The organism is Shewanella japonica, from assembly GCF_002075795.1.
GTDB lineage: Bacteria > Pseudomonadota > Gammaproteobacteria > Enterobacterales > Shewanellaceae > Shewanella > Shewanella japonica.
In genome coordinates this window covers 1,958,919-1,975,823 of record NZ_CP020472.1, presented here as the reverse complement: position 1 = coordinate 1,975,823, position 16,905 = coordinate 1,958,919, and the positions used below count along the sequence as shown (strand labels likewise).

12 protein-coding genes and 1 tRNA gene are annotated in these 16,905 nt (G+C 39.0%); 9 read left to right on the top strand and 4 right to left on the bottom strand.

From position 1 onward, the window contains the following. Positions 1 to 109 precede the first annotated feature (109 nt). Positions 110 to 1,444, top strand: coding sequence for an N-succinylarginine dihydrolase (gene astB / locus SJ2017_RS08430; protein ID WP_080915475.1), 1,335 nt, complete (start codon positions 110 to 112; stop codon positions 1,442 to 1,444). Between the two features lie 70 nt (positions 1,445 to 1,514). Here astB and SJ2017_RS08425 read toward each other — a convergent pair whose 3' ends face one another. Beyond that, the gene (locus SJ2017_RS08425) at positions 1,515 to 5,195 is read right to left on the bottom strand and encodes a beta strand repeat-containing protein (RefSeq protein WP_080915474.1); all 3,681 of its coding nucleotides are present in this window, start codon (positions 5,193 to 5,195) and stop codon (positions 1,515 to 1,517) included. Between the two features lie 234 nt (positions 5,196 to 5,429). Between SJ2017_RS08425 and SJ2017_RS08420 the strand changes: the two genes are divergently transcribed. The 4 genes from SJ2017_RS08420 (at position 5,430) to SJ2017_RS08405 (ending at position 9,882) form a co-directional block, all read left to right on the top strand. Beyond that, on the top strand, positions 5,430 to 6,734 hold the full coding sequence (locus tag SJ2017_RS08420; RefSeq protein ID WP_282098390.1) for a dicarboxylate/amino acid:cation symporter: 1,305 nt from the start codon (positions 5,430 to 5,432) through the stop codon (positions 6,732 to 6,734). Positions 6,735 to 7,005: 271 nt separating this feature from the next. Then, a complete protein-coding gene (locus SJ2017_RS08415) occupies positions 7,006 to 7,728 on the top strand; it encodes a LysE family translocator (RefSeq protein ID WP_080915473.1) in 723 nt (240 codons plus the stop codon). Between the two features lie 136 nt (positions 7,729 to 7,864). Then, on the top strand, positions 7,865 to 8,539 hold the full coding sequence (locus SJ2017_RS08410) for a response regulator (protein ID WP_055023810.1): 675 nt from the start codon (positions 7,865 to 7,867) through the stop codon (positions 8,537 to 8,539). Beyond that, positions 8,530 to 9,882, top strand: a complete 1,353-nt coding sequence (locus tag SJ2017_RS08405; RefSeq protein ID WP_065108328.1) for an ATP-binding protein — start codon at positions 8,530 to 8,532, stop codon at positions 9,880 to 9,882. Before SJ2017_RS08410 ends, SJ2017_RS08405 begins: the two co-directional genes overlap by 10 nt. Positions 9,883 to 9,891: 9 nt before the next feature. On the opposite strand, the gene SJ2017_RS08400 is transcribed toward SJ2017_RS08405, so the two are convergent. Then, a complete protein-coding gene (locus SJ2017_RS08400) occupies positions 9,892 to 10,593 on the bottom strand; it encodes a 2OG-Fe(II) oxygenase family protein (RefSeq protein ID WP_080915472.1) in 702 nt (233 codons plus the stop codon). Between the two features lie 128 nt (positions 10,594 to 10,721). On the opposite strand from SJ2017_RS08400, the gene SJ2017_RS08395 reads away from it, so the two are divergent. After that, on the top strand, positions 10,722 to 11,978 hold the full coding sequence (locus tag SJ2017_RS08395) for a cyclic di-GMP phosphodiesterase (protein WP_055023813.1): 1,257 nt from the start codon (positions 10,722 to 10,724) through the stop codon (positions 11,976 to 11,978). A 106-nt stretch (positions 11,979 to 12,084) separates the two neighbouring features. Here SJ2017_RS08395 and corA read toward each other — a convergent pair whose 3' ends face one another. Both corA and yejK read right to left on the bottom strand, forming a co-directional pair. Continuing rightward, on the bottom strand, positions 12,085 to 13,032 hold the full coding sequence (corA, locus tag SJ2017_RS08390) for a magnesium/cobalt transporter CorA (protein WP_080915471.1): 948 nt from the start codon (positions 13,030 to 13,032) through the stop codon (positions 12,085 to 12,087). Positions 13,033 to 13,233: 201 nt separating this feature from the next. Beyond that, entirely contained in the window at positions 13,234 to 14,262 is a 1,029-nt protein-coding gene (yejK, locus tag SJ2017_RS08385; RefSeq protein ID WP_055023815.1) for a nucleoid-associated protein YejK, read from the bottom strand. Positions 14,263 to 14,538: 276 nt separating this feature from the next. Here yejK and SJ2017_RS08380 point away from each other — a divergent pair, with 276 nt between their 5' ends. The 3 genes from SJ2017_RS08380 (at position 14,539) to SJ2017_RS08370 (ending at position 16,883) form a co-directional block, all read left to right on the top strand. Continuing rightward, positions 14,539 to 14,757 (top strand): YejL family protein, encoded by a 219-nt coding sequence (locus SJ2017_RS08380; protein WP_055023816.1) that lies wholly within the window; start codon positions 14,539 to 14,541, stop codon positions 14,755 to 14,757. An 89-nt stretch (positions 14,758 to 14,846) separates the two neighbouring features. After that, positions 14,847 to 16,649 carry a DUF3413 domain-containing protein gene (locus SJ2017_RS08375; RefSeq protein WP_080915470.1) on the top strand — a complete coding sequence of 601 codons (1,803 nt, stop codon included), beginning with the start codon at positions 14,847 to 14,849 and terminating at the stop codon, positions 16,647 to 16,649. A gap of 157 nt (positions 16,650 to 16,806) precedes the next feature. Further along, positions 16,807 to 16,883: transfer RNA gene (locus tag SJ2017_RS08370), tRNA-Pro, on the top strand. The last annotated feature ends 22 nt before the right edge of the window (positions 16,884 to 16,905 follow it).

Genomic DNA, 16,905 nt, shown 5'->3' with positions numbered 1-16,905 from the left:
TTGTCACTGCTTGTTAACCCCTATTTCATCAGTATACTGGCAATATTCTTGCTGTAGCGATCAGCAAATCACGCGATAATTACAATAATAAATATTTTAAGGATAATAAATGAAGCACTACGAAGCGAACTTTGACGGACTAGTCGGACCAACGCACAACTATGCAGGTTTATCTTTTGGTAATGTAGCCTCTTATAGTAACGCAGCGCAAGCATCAGATCCTAAGGCAGCGGCAAAACAAGGCTTATTAAAAGCTAAATCGTTAGCTGATTTAGGTATGGTGCAAGGTGTTTTAGCACCTCAAGAACGTCCTGATATCTATTCGCTTCGACGCATGGGATTCTCTGGCTCTGATGCAGAAGTGCTAAATCAAGCAGCTAAGCAAGCATCTGCATTACTCAACGCATGTTGCAGTGCATCTTCTATGTGGACAGCAAACGCCGCAACTGTTTCACCTAGTGCCGATACCCGAGACGGTAAAGTGCATTTCACTCCAGCAAATCTCGTTGATAAGCTTCATCGCAGCATTGAACCTGTTACAACAGGTAATATTCTAAAAGCAACTTTTAAAGATGAACGTTTTTTTAAGCATCATCAACATTTACCTGAGCACGCAAGCTTCGGTGACGAAGGAGCTGCAAACCATACTCGTCTGTGTAATGATTACGGTCATTCAGGGGTTGAGTTATTTGTATATGGCCAAGAGTCAACCAACCCTAATGCGGTAAAACCGGTTAAATTCCCAGCAAGACAAACACTTGAAGCATCACAAGCTGTAGCTCGCCTGCATCAACTAGATGAAGAAAGTTGTGTCTTCATGCAGCAAAACCCTCACGTTATTGACCAAGGTGTTTTTCATAATGATGTGATTTCAGTAGGCAACCAAAATGTTCTTTTTTACCATGAACAAGCATTTTTAAATACTGATGTTAAGTTTGATGAAATACGTAAAAAAATGAATACTGATGTTCATTTCGTAAAAGTTTCAACTGAACAAGTATCTATAAATGATGCCGTAAAAAGTTATTTATTTAACACGCAAATTATTACCTTACCAAATGGCGAAATGGCAATTATTGCCCCAACCAATTGCCAAGAAAACCCAGCAGTATTTGCTTACCTAAATGAATTAGTTACCTTAGGTACGCCAATTAAACAAGTACAGTATTATGATGTGAAGCAAAGTATGCAAAATGGCGGCGGCCCAGCTTGTCTTCGATTACGTGTTGCAATGAGTGAGTTAGAAATTTCTGCTGTAAATCAAAACACATTAATGAACGATGCATTATTTAATAAGTTAAATAACTGGGTTGAGAAACATTATCGTGACCGTCTAGAAGTTAAAGACTTAGCTGACCCACAGCTTATTATTGAATCTCGTACCGCATTAGATGAATTAACACAGATATTAAAACTTGGCAGTGTTTATCAGTTCCAAAGATAATACATAGTTTGAATAATGACATAAAAAAATGCCGCTCAATGAGCGGCATTTTTGCAGTTAGATAAAATAGTTATCCATTATCTAAGACATTGACCGTATATGTCACCGCGTCACCAAACAAAGTTTGGACAGTTATAGAAAGCAAACCTTCCGTTTTTTGGTTGGCGCTACTTTCTCTACTAACAGTAAATGCATAGAGCAGAGGTTTGTTAGAAGTATTGTTACCTATTGTATACTCCGTTGTAGCTTCAGCTAGGTCACCATTTCCTGACTGAGCAGTAATTGTCGTTCCGTTTGCCAATGTGTTGTTATTAATATCTGAAACAAAAAGATAAATTGTTTTAGAGGATAAACCAACATCTTCTTGAGGACCATTTGGATCAGATGGGTCAACAGGAACAAATACAGATCTTAAATCAATAGCTGTTACAGGTGTAATAGCTCCAGCATCATCAATATCAACTAACCTTCCGAAAGGAACCGAGCCAGACATCACAATTGGGATATTCCTAAACACATTTAGTTGGGCTTGAGTATTATTGATACCAGTTTGAGTACAACTTGCTTCAGAGCCTGTTGCACATAGCAAACCTGTGTAAAAACCATCTGCGGTATCAAAGGTTCCATTACTGTTGTAGTCAACATATTCTTCATTTACAGCACCGTCAGGAAGTGGGCTAACTATAGTGTCACGGTAATTACCATCCTCATTATGATCAAAGAAAGCTTCAGATAGATCTATCCATTGCTCCCCCGTATCAAATAAACCATTGCCATTTAAATCAACAAAGCTTTCCTCACCAATTGCATAGGCAGTTATTGTTGAGCGACCAGGACGTGGCTCAGCAATCACCGAGTTTGTTCCATCGGTGTAACCCGCCATTGTTGCACCTGTACAAGGAGGTAAAACGGAGCCATTGAAACCGCCATTAGGGCAGGTCACAGTTGTACCATCAAAAGGTCTTGGATTTGAACTAGTCCATATAACTGAACAGGTACCAGTATTAGAAACGGTAGTACAACTACCATCTAAATCACCTTGACCGATATTCCCACCTTCAGTGACGAAGTGAACCACGGTACCTGCCGGAACAGGATTATTAAAATGATCAGCAGAACGAATAGTGACTGTGCTTGTTTCTCCGTCGCGGTTCCAACCTTCAACATTCAATACTGAAGCAGATAAAGAAAAGCTATTATAATCAGCAAGACCTGTTGTGACTGTTAAGCTGTCTGAAATATTTGAAACAGGTAAACTAGAAGGATCATTTTCGTCTTGCCAAACAGCAAACACTTTTACCGGCGTAGGTACATTACCCGAACGAACCGTAACAGTTACATCGCCATTCGCATCTGTATATGCAACGGCATACTTATTTGCTTGCGTAAGGTCTGCTGGGTATTCTGCATCACCGACTTTTGGCATATTTGGACAATTTACAAAGTCATCTGCAATAGGAGCTGGTGATAAAGTCATCCCTCCGACTTCTGTGCTTAATTCAAAACATACTCTTTTTGCTGCAGCAGCTTGTCCTATCTCATTTAACAATTTGAAAGAAACCTGAGATGTTTCTGAGCGTTCACCCGCATCAGAAAGCCCACCTGAGCCTTTTATTGCTAATTTCGTAGGAGAAGCCTCAATAAATTGAATTGCACCAACAGAGATAGCCTCAATCAAGACATCTATGGTAGCAGTAACAGTTGAAGCACCAGTTATTGCAGATACAGTTATAGTATCTGTACCTTGACAATTTATACTTTTGTATGTCGCAAAACCTTTACCTGCATTTGTTACTACAGGAGAGTCTATTACAGCATTTCCTGCGGACATACATTGAGAAGAAAACTCTAAATTAAATGGTTGAGTTGTTTCAATCGCTCCATCAGGGTCAAGAACAGTTACTTCGATTACTGTTGACCCACCAGCAGGAATTGTACCTGTACCAATATAAGTAGAAACTTGCAGGTCAATATCAACACGTCCAATTTCAAATGCTTTAGTAGAAGTAACTTGCTTTACACTAAGAGAGACTTCACCAGCACCTACTGCCCCGTCAGAATATAAGTCAAGTATTGCTTTACCGTCTGAGTCTGTAATAGCGGTAGCAGAAGCGGGGCTGATGGCACCTAGTGTTGTACCTGCACTAACCAGAACTTGTTTTAAAGGCTGGTTAGAACCTTCAAGCGTTACAATGGCTCCTAAAATGCCTGGTCGCTGATTTGTAATATTATCAGTTACTGTACAAACTTCGAAGTTTTTCAGAGCTTTGTCAAAAGATGATGCATCATTACAATCATAGATATCAAATGTAATGCTTGGATCTGCTGCGACAGGATCAATATCATCACCAGCAGTTTCAAAGCCTATTGTTGCTTGAGTTGAACCAAAAGAAGCGGTTATAGTCGCAGCACCTTCAACAGTACCGGCTGTTATTAATATTTCAGCTTTACCTGAAGCATCCGTAAGCGCCGTTCCAGAATTAGGTAAAAAGTTACCAAGAGTACTTGTAAAAGTAATCACTTTGTTCTGCAGAGGGTTACCACTGTCATCACTCAAAAAGACTTGAGCTCTACCTGGAGAGGCTTGACTGATGTAGCTTGTTTGATTACCTGATGTATCAACGAGTGTAACCACCAAATCGTTTACTTCACCATCACCACCTTCTGCATCACCAGCTACGCTATAGCTAAAGTCATCAGAAACTGAATCATTATCCAATACAAAAGTTGCTGTTAAAGTGCCTGCACCTTTAATATCACCGGTTAGTAGTGTTACAGTTGCTATACCATTAGCATCAGTTAATGCGTTACCCGACGTTGGATTGATTATACCTTCGCCTGTTATAGAAAAACTAACAGGCTCAAATGCTGCTGCTGCACCAAGTTTGGTTAAAGTCGCTAAAACGGTTCCTGGAGAATCTTGGCTAATATCTCTTAATTCGTTATTTGCTGAATCCTCAACAGTCAAAGTTATTTCATATTCATCAATTGGATTAACGACTGAAACATCACCAAGCGTGGTAAAACCAATTGTTTCAGTTGTCTCACCAATAACAACTGTAATTTCATCTGCACCAGCAATAGTACCGGCTGTTAAAGAGATCTTAGCTACACCATTAGAATCTGTTATGGCAGTTCCAGTTGTTGGATTGATTATTCCTAGGCCTAATTTAGTAGAAAAAGTAGCTAACTCTCCAGAAATAGCATTGCCTGCAACATCTAAATAAGTAGCATGTACCTCACCTGGTACATCATCACTAATCTCACTAATAGAATTTCCAGAAGTGTCTACTAAAGCTACTGTAAGCGTATTGGAACCTGTCATAGTCCCATCCCCTTTCATCGTTATCGCTAACGCATTAGAGCCCCCATCTGCTGTAGAAGCAACGACACTACCCGAGCCTGCAATATTTGCTGAAAAAATGGAAATAGTGGCAACACCATCAGAGTTAGTTACAGCTGTCGCGGTTTCGTTACTAAATGTCCCTAATTCTGTATTGTTTAATACAAAGCTGACCAATGTCCCAGAGACTGCGCCTTGAGTTGAACTTGTCACGGTTGCAGTTAAAACTGCACCAGTTGTTGCATCAACTTCAGCTCCATCTGCCACAGATGATGTTAATTCTACACTGATGACTTCAACAGGATCTGTTCCCCCGCCTCCATCATCTGAAATACTTCCCCCACCACTACAAGCAAAAAGAAAAATCGAACTTAAAAGCGCTAAAAATAGTCTTTGTGCTGACCTCATTGTCAGTCTCCCTGTTACATTAAAATCGTACTTATGATTTATAATAGTTACTTACTGGTCGATATTACATAAAAATATCGTAACTTTCTTGTTACTCTAATGTTTTCTTCGGCATTTTTCCTTAAAAACTTTAACTTTTATGCCGTTTCATATGATTTATTTTCCTGCTACGCTTTAAAAGATAAAAAATAATAATCATCAAAAAATTGATGATAAAGATTGAAGGAAGTGGTTTTGAATAAAAATAGTAAGCTTGGTTTAACAAGCAAAATACTTATCGGTATGGGTGCGGGTATTCTTCTCGGATTAATTTTGAGAAATTTATTTCCTGAAAGCTTATTCGTTAAGGATTATATTACCGAAGGCATTTTACATGTCGTTGGTACGATATTTATCTCCAGTTTAAAAATGTTAGTTGTCCCATTAGTGTTTGTATCACTAGTATGCGGAACCAGTTCATTGAGCGACCCCTCCAAACTGGGTCGTTTAGGTGGTAAAACTATCGCTTTTTATATGTTCACTACCGCTATTGCGCTGACAGTCGCTATAACGTTAGCTATTATTATCCATCCAGGTAATGCGTCCCTTGCATCCTCAGCAATGGAATTTAGCGCAAAAGATGCACCTAGCCTGTCTGAAGTTGTCATCAACATTGTGCCAACTAACCCAATTGAAGCCATGAGCCAAGGTAACATGCTGCAAATCATTATTTTTGCCGTTATCTTTGGTTTCGCAATTTCACATATTGGCGAACGTGGCGCTCGAGTATCAGCGTTATTTAATGACTTAAACGAAGTGATTATGCGCGTGGTAACTTTAATCATGCAGCTTGCGCCTTATGGTGTATTTGCCCTCATGGCGAAATTAAGTCTGACCTTAGGATTAGAAACCTTAGGCAGTGTTGTTCAATATTTCTTCTTAGTAATATTTGTACTGCTGGTTCAAGCATTAGTCGTTTACCCGACCTTATTAAAAACATTTACTGGTCTTAATCCGTTTATGTTTTTACGCAAGATGCGTGACGTGCAATTATTTGCATTCAGTACTGCAAGTTCCAATGCTACGCTACCTGTTACCATTGAAACCTGTGAACACCGTTTAGGCGCTGATAATAAAGTCGCTTCATTTACCTTGCCTTTGGGTGCTACCATCAACATGGATGGCACCGCGATTATGCAAGGTGTCGCGACGGTGTTTATTGCACAGGTATTTGGTATCGAATTAAGCTTAATGGATTATGTCACTGTGGTTGTAACGGCAACCTTAGCGTCTATTGGTACTGCTGGTGTTCCTGGTGTTGGTTTAATTATGCTTGCGATGGTACTGAACCAAGTTGGCTTACCAGTTGAAGGCATCGCGTTAATTATTGGTGTTGACCGTTTACTCGACATGATAAGAACTGCGGTAAACGTAACAGGTGATTCCGTAGCGACTGTAGTCATAGCGAAATCTGAAGGCGAGTTCAGCGAAGAAACTTTCAATGATTCTCAAGCAGGTAAAGTTGGCTCTAGTTTTGAAGATCAAGTTAAAAACGCTTAATGAGTAATTTACTTTTGCTTTGACTTCATACAAAGTAAGCTTGATTTTGCATACGAAAAGGGTGCCTTAAAGGTGCCCTTTTTATTATTTAAAATAGAAACAAAACAATCAATACCAAATAACTCATATTTGGCTCGTATATGACTCGTTTAAGGCTCATATAATAGACACCTTGCCTTTTTTATCGTTAATCTATGACCATATAAACTGTTTTCAGATAAAAATGCGTTCATGTAAAACCTGGTTTAACAAATACTCAAATGGAATTTAAATGGATTTTGCTCTTCTATCGACTCTCGCTGTTGTACACAGCCTAGCTCTTATCAGCCCTGGACCAGACTTTGCTATCATAGTCAAAACAGCGACACAGCAACCGCGGCGGATTGCATTAATGTGTGCCTTTGGTATTAGCCTCGCCATACTAATACATAGTCTACTTTCACTATTAGGTATCAGCTTAATGATACGTCAATCTGAGTTTGCCTATTTTGCAGTGCAAATTATTGGAGCCTGTTACCTTGCATGGATGGGATTTGGTGCTTTATCTTCTGCATTATCATCATTCAAAAAAAACACTAAAAACGAAGAAAAAAATTTCAGTGAACCATCATCTTTTGAGCATGAAACCCAAGACAAAGCCCCCAATCAACCTAATAATAACGATTTAGAACATTTAACATTTTCATCAGCTAAAGGATTCAAAATTGGGCTTTATACAAATTTACTTAACCCTAAGGCTTTGATCTTTTTCATCACAATCTTTACTGTTTTAGTTACACCACAGGTTACACTAGCTACAAAAGTAGCTTCAGCAAGTCTATTATTCACGCTTTCCCTTTGTTGGTTTAGTTTTCTTGCTATCATTCTTACGAAACCACAGATACAACATAAAATGGCTAAAGGCAGCCTGCTCATTGATGCTATAACAGGCATTATATTTATGGGTGTCTCAATCACTATTTTAACGAATTTAATCAATCAACTTATTGTCTGATAAACAATTACAGATTACAGTCAGTTAAGGTTAAGTATCGTCGGGCTAAGATGCCACTATGCTTATCGCCTTGTACTTTTCTTAAGCGATCATTTAATGCAAAGAAATATTACGATTTCACCAAAGAGTATTTGTTATGAGAATTTTGGTAATAGAAGATGACCCAATTTTATCCCACCACTTAAATGTGCAATTATCTGAATTAGGTAATCAAGTACAAGTGGCACTGACTGCGAAAGAAGGGTTTTATCAAGCAACCAATTACCCTATTGATATCGCTATTGTTGATTTAGGCCTACCTGATAAAGACGGTATGACACTCATATCAGATATCCGTAATGCCGATGTAAAAGCGCCTATCCTTATTCTAACTGCCCGAGTTAACTGGCAAGATAAGGTTGAAGGATTAAATGCAGGTGCAGATGATTACTTAGTCAAACCATTCCAAAAAGAAGAGTTAGTTGCTCGACTTGACGCCTTGGTAAGACGGAGCGCTGGGTTTGTAAAACCGACCATTAGTAGTGGGCCACTACAATTAGATTTAGCAGCAAAACAAGTCACGCTAAATGCTGAGGTTATGGAAGTTACTGCATTTGAATATTTAATTCTTGAATACCTCATGCGTCACTGCCATGAAGTTGTAGCCAAGCAACGTTTACTTGATGTCGTTTACGGTGATAAAGAAGGCGACCCGAATACCATTGAAGTCATGGTCAGCCGTATTCGAAAAAAACTTAATAAAGGCGGTATGGATAACCCAATCGCTACCATCCGCGGTCAAGGATATAAATTTAATCTACCATGCAGCTAAGGTTTAAGCCCAAAAAACGCCTACTCACGAGGATGTTTATTACCTCGTTAACTATCATCGCACTGGTAGGCTTTGGCCTTGCATGGTCAGTAACCATTCTTCATGCGCAAAACAGTTATAATAAAGAAACGGCTCAGCTTATCGCTGAAATGCCGCAAATTGCAGCTGAACTGCGTGAACACGACCTTATTCCTGCCAATAATAATTGGTTAATGGAAAACAATAAGCAAAAACGCTATATGATGGCCAGCTGTAGTCAAGACTTTGCAGACGTATGGACCTCATCACTCGCTACCGATGCTGGGTTAACCAATATATGTGAACGATTTGAATCTATAGTCGACTCCAATCCCCCTTACTTTCTAAACATGTCAGATAATCGTTCCTACTTTGCCTATCTACTGCCCGTTGAACTCAATCAAACCCAATACAATATGGTGGTATTAAAAGAAGCTGACACCGTAGAGAACGACTTTAAACGATTTAAAAAGTTGACTTATTTACGTCTTGGTGTCGTCATGTTGCTTGCGTTTATATTACTGATTAGTGCGGCCTATTGGGGAATGCGCCCACTAACGAGGCTCAAAAGTGAATTACAAGCAATTGGTGACGGCAACAAAAAATCACTGTCAGATGGTTACCCACAAGAATTAGAAGGGGTAACTCAAGCATTAAACCAACTATTATCGCAATCGAGTGCGCAACAAGAGCGTTACCAGAATGCTATGAATGACTTAGCCCATAGTTTAAAAACGCGCCTTGCCGCTGTTCATGCAATAACTGATGACGCGACGTTGTCAAAATCAGATGCCAGTGAAAAAATCATGCAGCAAGTGGGACAGATGGATCAGTTGGTAAAATATCAATTAAAACGCGCTTTAGTCGGTCGTCAAGGGCTCGTTCAAGAACAAACACCGGTTCAACCTATGGTTGAGCAGTTGTCGCAAATGTTGTTCAAGATTTATCAAGAAAAAAACGTCAAATTTAGCAGTCACATCGATTCTGATATTAACTTTCCTATTAATAAAGGAGATTTAATGGAACTGTGTGGCAACCTAATGGAAAATGCATTCAGGCTTTGTATTAGCGAAGTTATTGTAACTGCGACAATTGATAGTGAGGGACATTCTATCCTTTGTGTTGAAGATGATGGACCTGGCGTTGATGAATCATTAAAAGCACGCATCATTCAACGAGGAGTGCGCGCCGATACCCAATCACCGGGTCAAGGCATAGGTTTAGCAGTGTGTAACGAAATTGTCAGTAGTTACCATGGTCTATTATCAATCACCGAAAGTGAGCTTGAAGGGGCTAAATTTACTATCAAAATCCCCCCTCAATAACAATGAACACTATTTACTATTTAATGGTGCATAGAGCTGCTCTGCCCGGTTAAACATAATCCAAGACGTGGCGATATATTTATCACCACTGATTGGCTTATTACCTTTATGGGTGTGAGTGAAACCCGCAGGGGCAATAACCATGGTCCCTTTTTTAGGTTTAATGCTTTTCTGTTGGTAAAAAAACTCCGTCTCTCCCCCCTCTTCCACATCGTTTAAATAAAACATATAAAGTAGTACTCGATGTAATGCTTCATGTGAACCAGATTGCGGAAAATGCTCAGAATGCCAATGAGGGTAGCCCCCTAGCCCCATAGGATATTTTTGCAAATTTACATTGCCACTTCGATACAAATACTTGGTTAGCGCTTCTGCTCGAGGCGCACCTAAAGCATCGAAATTGTTGGGTTGTAAAGTCACTGCTTGACCATGCTCATCAGCGACAGCTACTGACACCGCTCCCATTAACGCCATCGAATATTGAGTAAAGTATGAAGCCGCATGCTTAAGCGTTAATTGTAAAATTTCATTTCTTAGCGGCGCTAAATCAGCATGAATGTCTAAGGTTAAATCAAAACTATGTTTTTTAGCCTTATCAACACCTTGACCAGTTTTACCTTCAATGACTCCTGGGTGCTGTTCAAAAGCGGCAATCAATCGATCGCATAAATCTTCATCTAACGCATTTGGTATGACTTCAATAAAATCCATATTAAATAAGCACTTTTTATATCTGTTTGGTAATATGCTGCCATGGAAACTGTCGATTAGCAAAAGGGATGAGTACAGATGGTTAGCTACATAATAACAAAAATAAATTTAGGTACCTGTTTTAACCTATGAAAAACACAGTAAAAGTTTCAATCGATGAAATCCAAGTCGGCAATTTTATTTGCTTGCCTGTATCTTGGAAGGATCACCCATTTCTATTTAGTCGTTTCAAGGTTAAAAGTCAGTCTCAAATCGATTTAATTAAAAGTTTAGGTATCGAAACCGTTTTATTCGTGCCCACTAAAAGCGACACTGAGTTACGTGATAAACCCGCTAAAGATGCAAAAGAAGTACTTACAGATACTGCTTCTCTCGATAAGCTCAAGCTTGAAATGGATCAGTACAAACATGATCAAATTGAAACGCAAAAGAAGCTTAGAAGAGGACTTAAAAAGACTGAGCAACAGTTTGACCGTTCATTATCAATTATGCGCTCTAGTATCTCAAAACTCGGTAGTCGACCATTAAACGCTGTCAACGATGCTAAAGACATGGTGAGCTCGATGACCACTATGCTGCTTAATTCTGATGATTTAGTGTTACATCTTATGGGTGATGTCAAACCTGGCGATTTAATATATCACCATTCACTGAATGTCTCAGTGCTTTGCATGATGTTAGCAAAAAGCTTGAATTGGTCACGAGAAGAGATTGAGCAGATTGGCTTAGGTGCCCTATTTCATGATATTGGCAAACTTAAAATTCCTAGCAATGTACTGAATAAACAAGCTCCTTTAAATAAACCGGAACAAAACCTTATAAAGCAGCACCCTTTAATGAGTCTCAACTTCCTTAAAATTGCCGATACTTTTCCTGAAGAAGCTAAACCCATGATAGCCAATCATCATGAATTTCTGGACGGTTCTGGCTACCCCAAAGGACTTAAAGGAGATGAGTTAGATAAATACTCCCAACTTATCACGGTAGTCAATGAGTATGATGATTTGTGTAACGGCACTAAGACTACAAAAGCGAAAACGCCTTATGCTTCTTTAGGTTATATTTATAAAAACTATAAAGATAAGCTCAATCAAGAATATGTCGGCACCTTAATCAAAACCATTGGTATTTACCCACCTGGTAGTGTTGTAGAGCTTTCAAGCGGTCAATTTGGCATGGTGATGTCTGTAAATATAAATAAGATTTTATACCCTCAAATCATGCTATACGACGCACTCGTTCCAAAAGAACAAGCACCAATCATTGACTTAGAACGCGAAGAAATCAGTATTGCACGATGTTTGCCGATATCAGCATTACCCGAAAATATTCTAAAATATTTAAGCCCAAGAGAGCGCATAAGCTATGGTATTGGCCAAGGGTAATCCTTATTAAAACAAGCATAAAAATCTATTTAACAGATACAAAAAAGCCATTAATAACTTAACGTTACTAATGGCTTTTAATATTAACAAAGGACTTAAATAGGTTTTATAACCAGCCTTTTCGCTTGAAGAATAAATATGTACCACCGGCACTAGCTAACATCAATCCTATCGCCATTGGGTAACCAAAACGCCAATCTAACTCTGGCATATTAACAAAGTTCATTCCGTAACTACTTGCAATTACCGTTGGTGGTAAAAACACCACGGCGGCAACCGAGAACATTTTAATAATCTTGGTTTGCTGAATGCCACTGAAGCCCATGGCTGCATCAAGCAAAAAATTCAACTTATCAAAGATGAATTGGCTATGAGGCATTAACGACTCAATATCCGACAACATCTCACGAATATCCTTGATATTTTCTTCAGATAAATGATCGCGGTAGTAACGTTGGATATATCGTAATGAGCGCTGAGTATCAAGCAAACTTAGACGGATTTTACCGTTTGAGTCTTCTTGCAGCGTGATCATTTTGAATACTTCATCTAACTCTTCATCATCAAACACTTTTTCGCTTACATCATCAAGAACAGAGTAAACGTCTTCAATTAAATCAGACAGGTAATCCACTTTTAGATGGAATAGCTCTAGCATTAATCCTTGAGGCGTGGTGGCATCCAAACGGCCAAGACGTAAATAGTTGCGTAATAAACGGATCAAACCGACATCATCTTCACGAATAGTCAGTAAGAAATCCTTTCTCAAGTTAAACGATACGTTAATCGCTCGCACATCCGAGCCAACACGTTGCGGGAATAACGAATTAATATGCAATCCATCTTTACTTTGGAAAAAACGAGCCGAGGCTTCAATTTCGTTGATGTCTTCTTCGTCGGGAACTTCCTCGACCGAAAACCGACTCAACCATTCCCTTTCATCATCATTGGGTTTGAACATGTCTAACCATAATGTTTGTTCGGGTATACTGTCTTGAACATTCAGTTCGTGAACAGTTAACTTGCGATTTTTATAAACATAGGCAGTAATCATGTATCCCCCACATAGTTATATTTTCATAACTATCAATATTAGGTTTAAATTTGTCGGCTAGTGTACTTAAATAAATTCAAATTTAAATCTTTAAATGTATTTATGCCTAAATTAGCTCTTATATGTACCGAAATCGTTAAATGCATATAATAAATGCAAAAAAAAACGCCCATATGGGCGCTTTAATTGAATATTGTTTCTTTATTCACCTTTAAGGCGGCGATCTAACTGATCTTTCAAGTTAGCAGGAACACCCTTAATAAGAATGGTGTCAGAAATAGGATCGTAGATAACTCTCTCACCTAAATGGCCGCCATCAAAGCTCAATGTAACGCCACCACCAGTACCCGAAAACTTCTTTAAGGTGCGTAAACTGGCTTTATCGGCAGGAAACTCCTCATCTAACTCGTAAGCGCCGCCACAAGCAAAATCGTAAAACGAATCCATACCAGAATCGGCCAATTCATCAGCCAAATCTTTTACTTCGATATCAGCGCCTTCATCGGCACGCTCACTGCAGTAATCAAACACTTTATCACGACATTGTTGACGCTCATCTTTAGTCAATTCACTACTGGCGACAAAGTCTTCAACTGCGTGCATTAATGTTTTATTCTGCGCCTTAGTATTCACGCCTTCAACACAGCCCATGAAATCCAAGAAAAAGTCTGCCACTTTACGGCCCGCACGACCACGTACAAACGAAATATATTTACGTGAATCTTTATCTGCTTGCCATTCTGTTAAATCAATTCGAGCTGCCAACTGAACATTCGTTAAATCAAGATGGTTGTTTTGCGATAGTTCCATATCATCTAACACCGTCATTGACGATTTTGCGTTTAACAATGCCACGAATAAATAATCACTTGTCATGCTGGTATAGCAAGACATCAACAAAAAACCGCCTTGACTAAAGTCATATTTCGCAAGTTCTTCCTGAAGTAACTTACTTGCAGCACTACTAAACTCAACAAATCCTAGTTCGCCGCTTCGATATTCATTTAATGCGTCAGAAAAAGCAGGGTTGGCTTCACCATCTTCACCGTGTGTGCCAAAAAAGCCAAAGCCTTTACCAGCTTTACCCGTATAGGTTTGATGCAACTCTTCTAGCATCGCTTCTACAGCACTGCTATTTAGTAGAGGTTGTGGTCTTAAACGACAACTGAGTTGACCCTGACTGTCTTGGGAAATTTCGTGGATAATTGCTTGTTCGATATTGATGCTCATAAGCCCTAACTGAATCTGTAATATATGGAAGCGAAATAGCGCTGAATATCATAACAGACACGTTAAAAAAGTCTCAAAAAATATTACGAAAAATGCCAATAGCTTCAAGTGCCAATTTTAGTTAACTCAACCGCTATATTTATTTCAATTTGTACTTAACAAGGCCATTAAATTGCTAAATTTCGACGCTATTTTCACCACAATAAACTACAGCAAGATAATATGAAATCCGATATAATAGGCGGCTAATTCATTACTTTTTGAACTTTTCTGATTATGGCTATCCAATCTAAATATACCAACACCCAAGTTGAAGCGTTAATTACTGAGTTATTAGCAGTACTCAACAAGCATCAAGCACCGACTGATTTAAGTCTGATGGTATTAGGTAATTGTGTTTCACATTTACTAGAGAACAAAGTACCTAGCGAATCTCGTCAACAGGTTGCTGAACAATTTGCAAAAGCATTGGCACAATCAGTAAAGGCTGACTAAGCCATATTAAAAGGTATTTTAATTTATCAAGGATATGTTAGCTTTGAAGCATATCTTTGATAAAGATAGGATTAGGAAAACAACTCCGCATGGTTGAGCGCAAAAAACAAATGACTCGCGATAAAGTATCGCGCCTCGTTAATTGGGGTCACTGGTTTGCCTTCTTTAATGGCTTTTTAGCTATGATAGTCGGTGCCCGTTACCTCAGTAGTGTGGGTTACCCTGAAACCTTTATTGGTTGGGGCTATCTTGCCGTTAGCACCATTGGTCACTTCAGTTTTTTAGCTTTCATTGTTTATGTAGTCTTTCTTTTTCCTGTCACGTTACTATTACCTTATTCTAAAATTTTACGAGGCTACGCCGCCCTCGTCGCGAGCCTAGGCTTATGTATCTTATTGTATGACACAATTGTCTATGACGATTATGGTATTCATCTAAGCCCCTTCGCATTTGATTTAGCTTGGACAGATCTGAATGCATTATTAAAAAGTACCTCCTATATAGTGACTCCCATCTCGATTATATTAATCGAGCTAACAGCAGCTAACTTCATATGGAAACGCATCGAAAAGCTGGAGAAGAAACAGCTTGGTAATAAAGCGATTGCTTTTGTCGGTATTTGCTTTATCAGTAGCCATTTAGTTCATATTTGGGCTGATGCATCTGACGTAACACAAATTACCCGTTTTGATGATACTTACCCTTTATCATACCCAGCTACTGCACGGTCATTCATGGAAAGCCATGGTATTGAAGGTACCAATATAGAAGATAATCGCTACCAAACTAAGTCACGTAAACTGAGTTACCCTGTTAAGCCATTACAATGTAAAACGCCATTAATCCAAGAGCAGCAATCTAATGTATTGATAGTCTCTGTCGATGGTTTACGTGCAGATATGGTGAATGAACAAACCATGCCGTTTCTGACGCAATATCAGACTGATAACAAACAATTCATTGACCATTTTAGTGGTGGGAATCAGTTTAAGACGGGAATTTTTTCAATACTGTATGGCCTTCAGGGCAACTATGGTGACAGAAAAGAGTTTTATCATACTGCACCTGTTATGACACAAACCCTTGCCAAAGCAGGTTATCAGCAAGCTATTTTCTTACCGCAAGATAATGCTAATCCGTTTATCGGGCGCGCTATTTTTGATGAGCTAACACCGTTTATCAACCATAGCGATGAAGGCAGTGCTAAAACAGATAGTAAAAATGTGGCCCAGTTCATCAATTGGCAAGCATCGCAGCAGTCACATTGGTTTTCAATTGTGAACCTCACGGCTCCAAAACATTATGACACGCCTATTGGTTTTTTAGGTATCGAAACCGTTAAGCCTCACATAATGTTGAAACCTGCAGAAAAAGTACTTTATAACCAATACCGACAGTCATTGTATTTTATCGACCAGCAACTCAATCAACTAATTGATAGCGTTGATAAAGATACAGTCGTGATGATTACAGGTACCCATGGCCAAGTGTTTAGTAGTAATCCATCTGAGGTTAACCAGAATTTATCCCCTGGCAACGTAAAAGTGCCTTTTGTTATGCATTGGCCAAAAGCAGCTGCAGACACAGTCACATACCGCACCAGTCATTACGGCATAGTGCCGACTATTATGAGCCAAATCTTACATTGTAATAATCCATCTACGGATTACAGTTCTGGCTACAGCTTATTGCAGCCAAGTGAGCAAAGCTGGGTCTATATTGGAGATAGTCGTACATTTGCCATCTATCAAGATGCTGAAATCACCGTTTTAGATCGACACGGTAAATATCAAATATATGATATTAATTATGACAAACGACTCAAGCGCAAGTTGAGCGCACCTGAGTTAATTCAAGTCATGCGTGAAGGCCGACGGCTATATAATCAATAACTCGTGATAAAAATACGCTATAAATTGAGTGATTAAGAGCTGACTTAACAAAAGGTTAATTGACTATATATCAGTCAATTAACCTTTTTTATTTAAAAATAAGTTGCGCCTAAAATGACGAGTTGTTAGTTTATTTACGCATCAGAAGTAAAGTCATCGGGATATGGCCTAGTCCGGTAAGGCGCTTGTCTGGGGGACAAGAGATCACAGGTTCAAATCCTGTTATCCCGACCAATTCTTACACTTAATACCATTC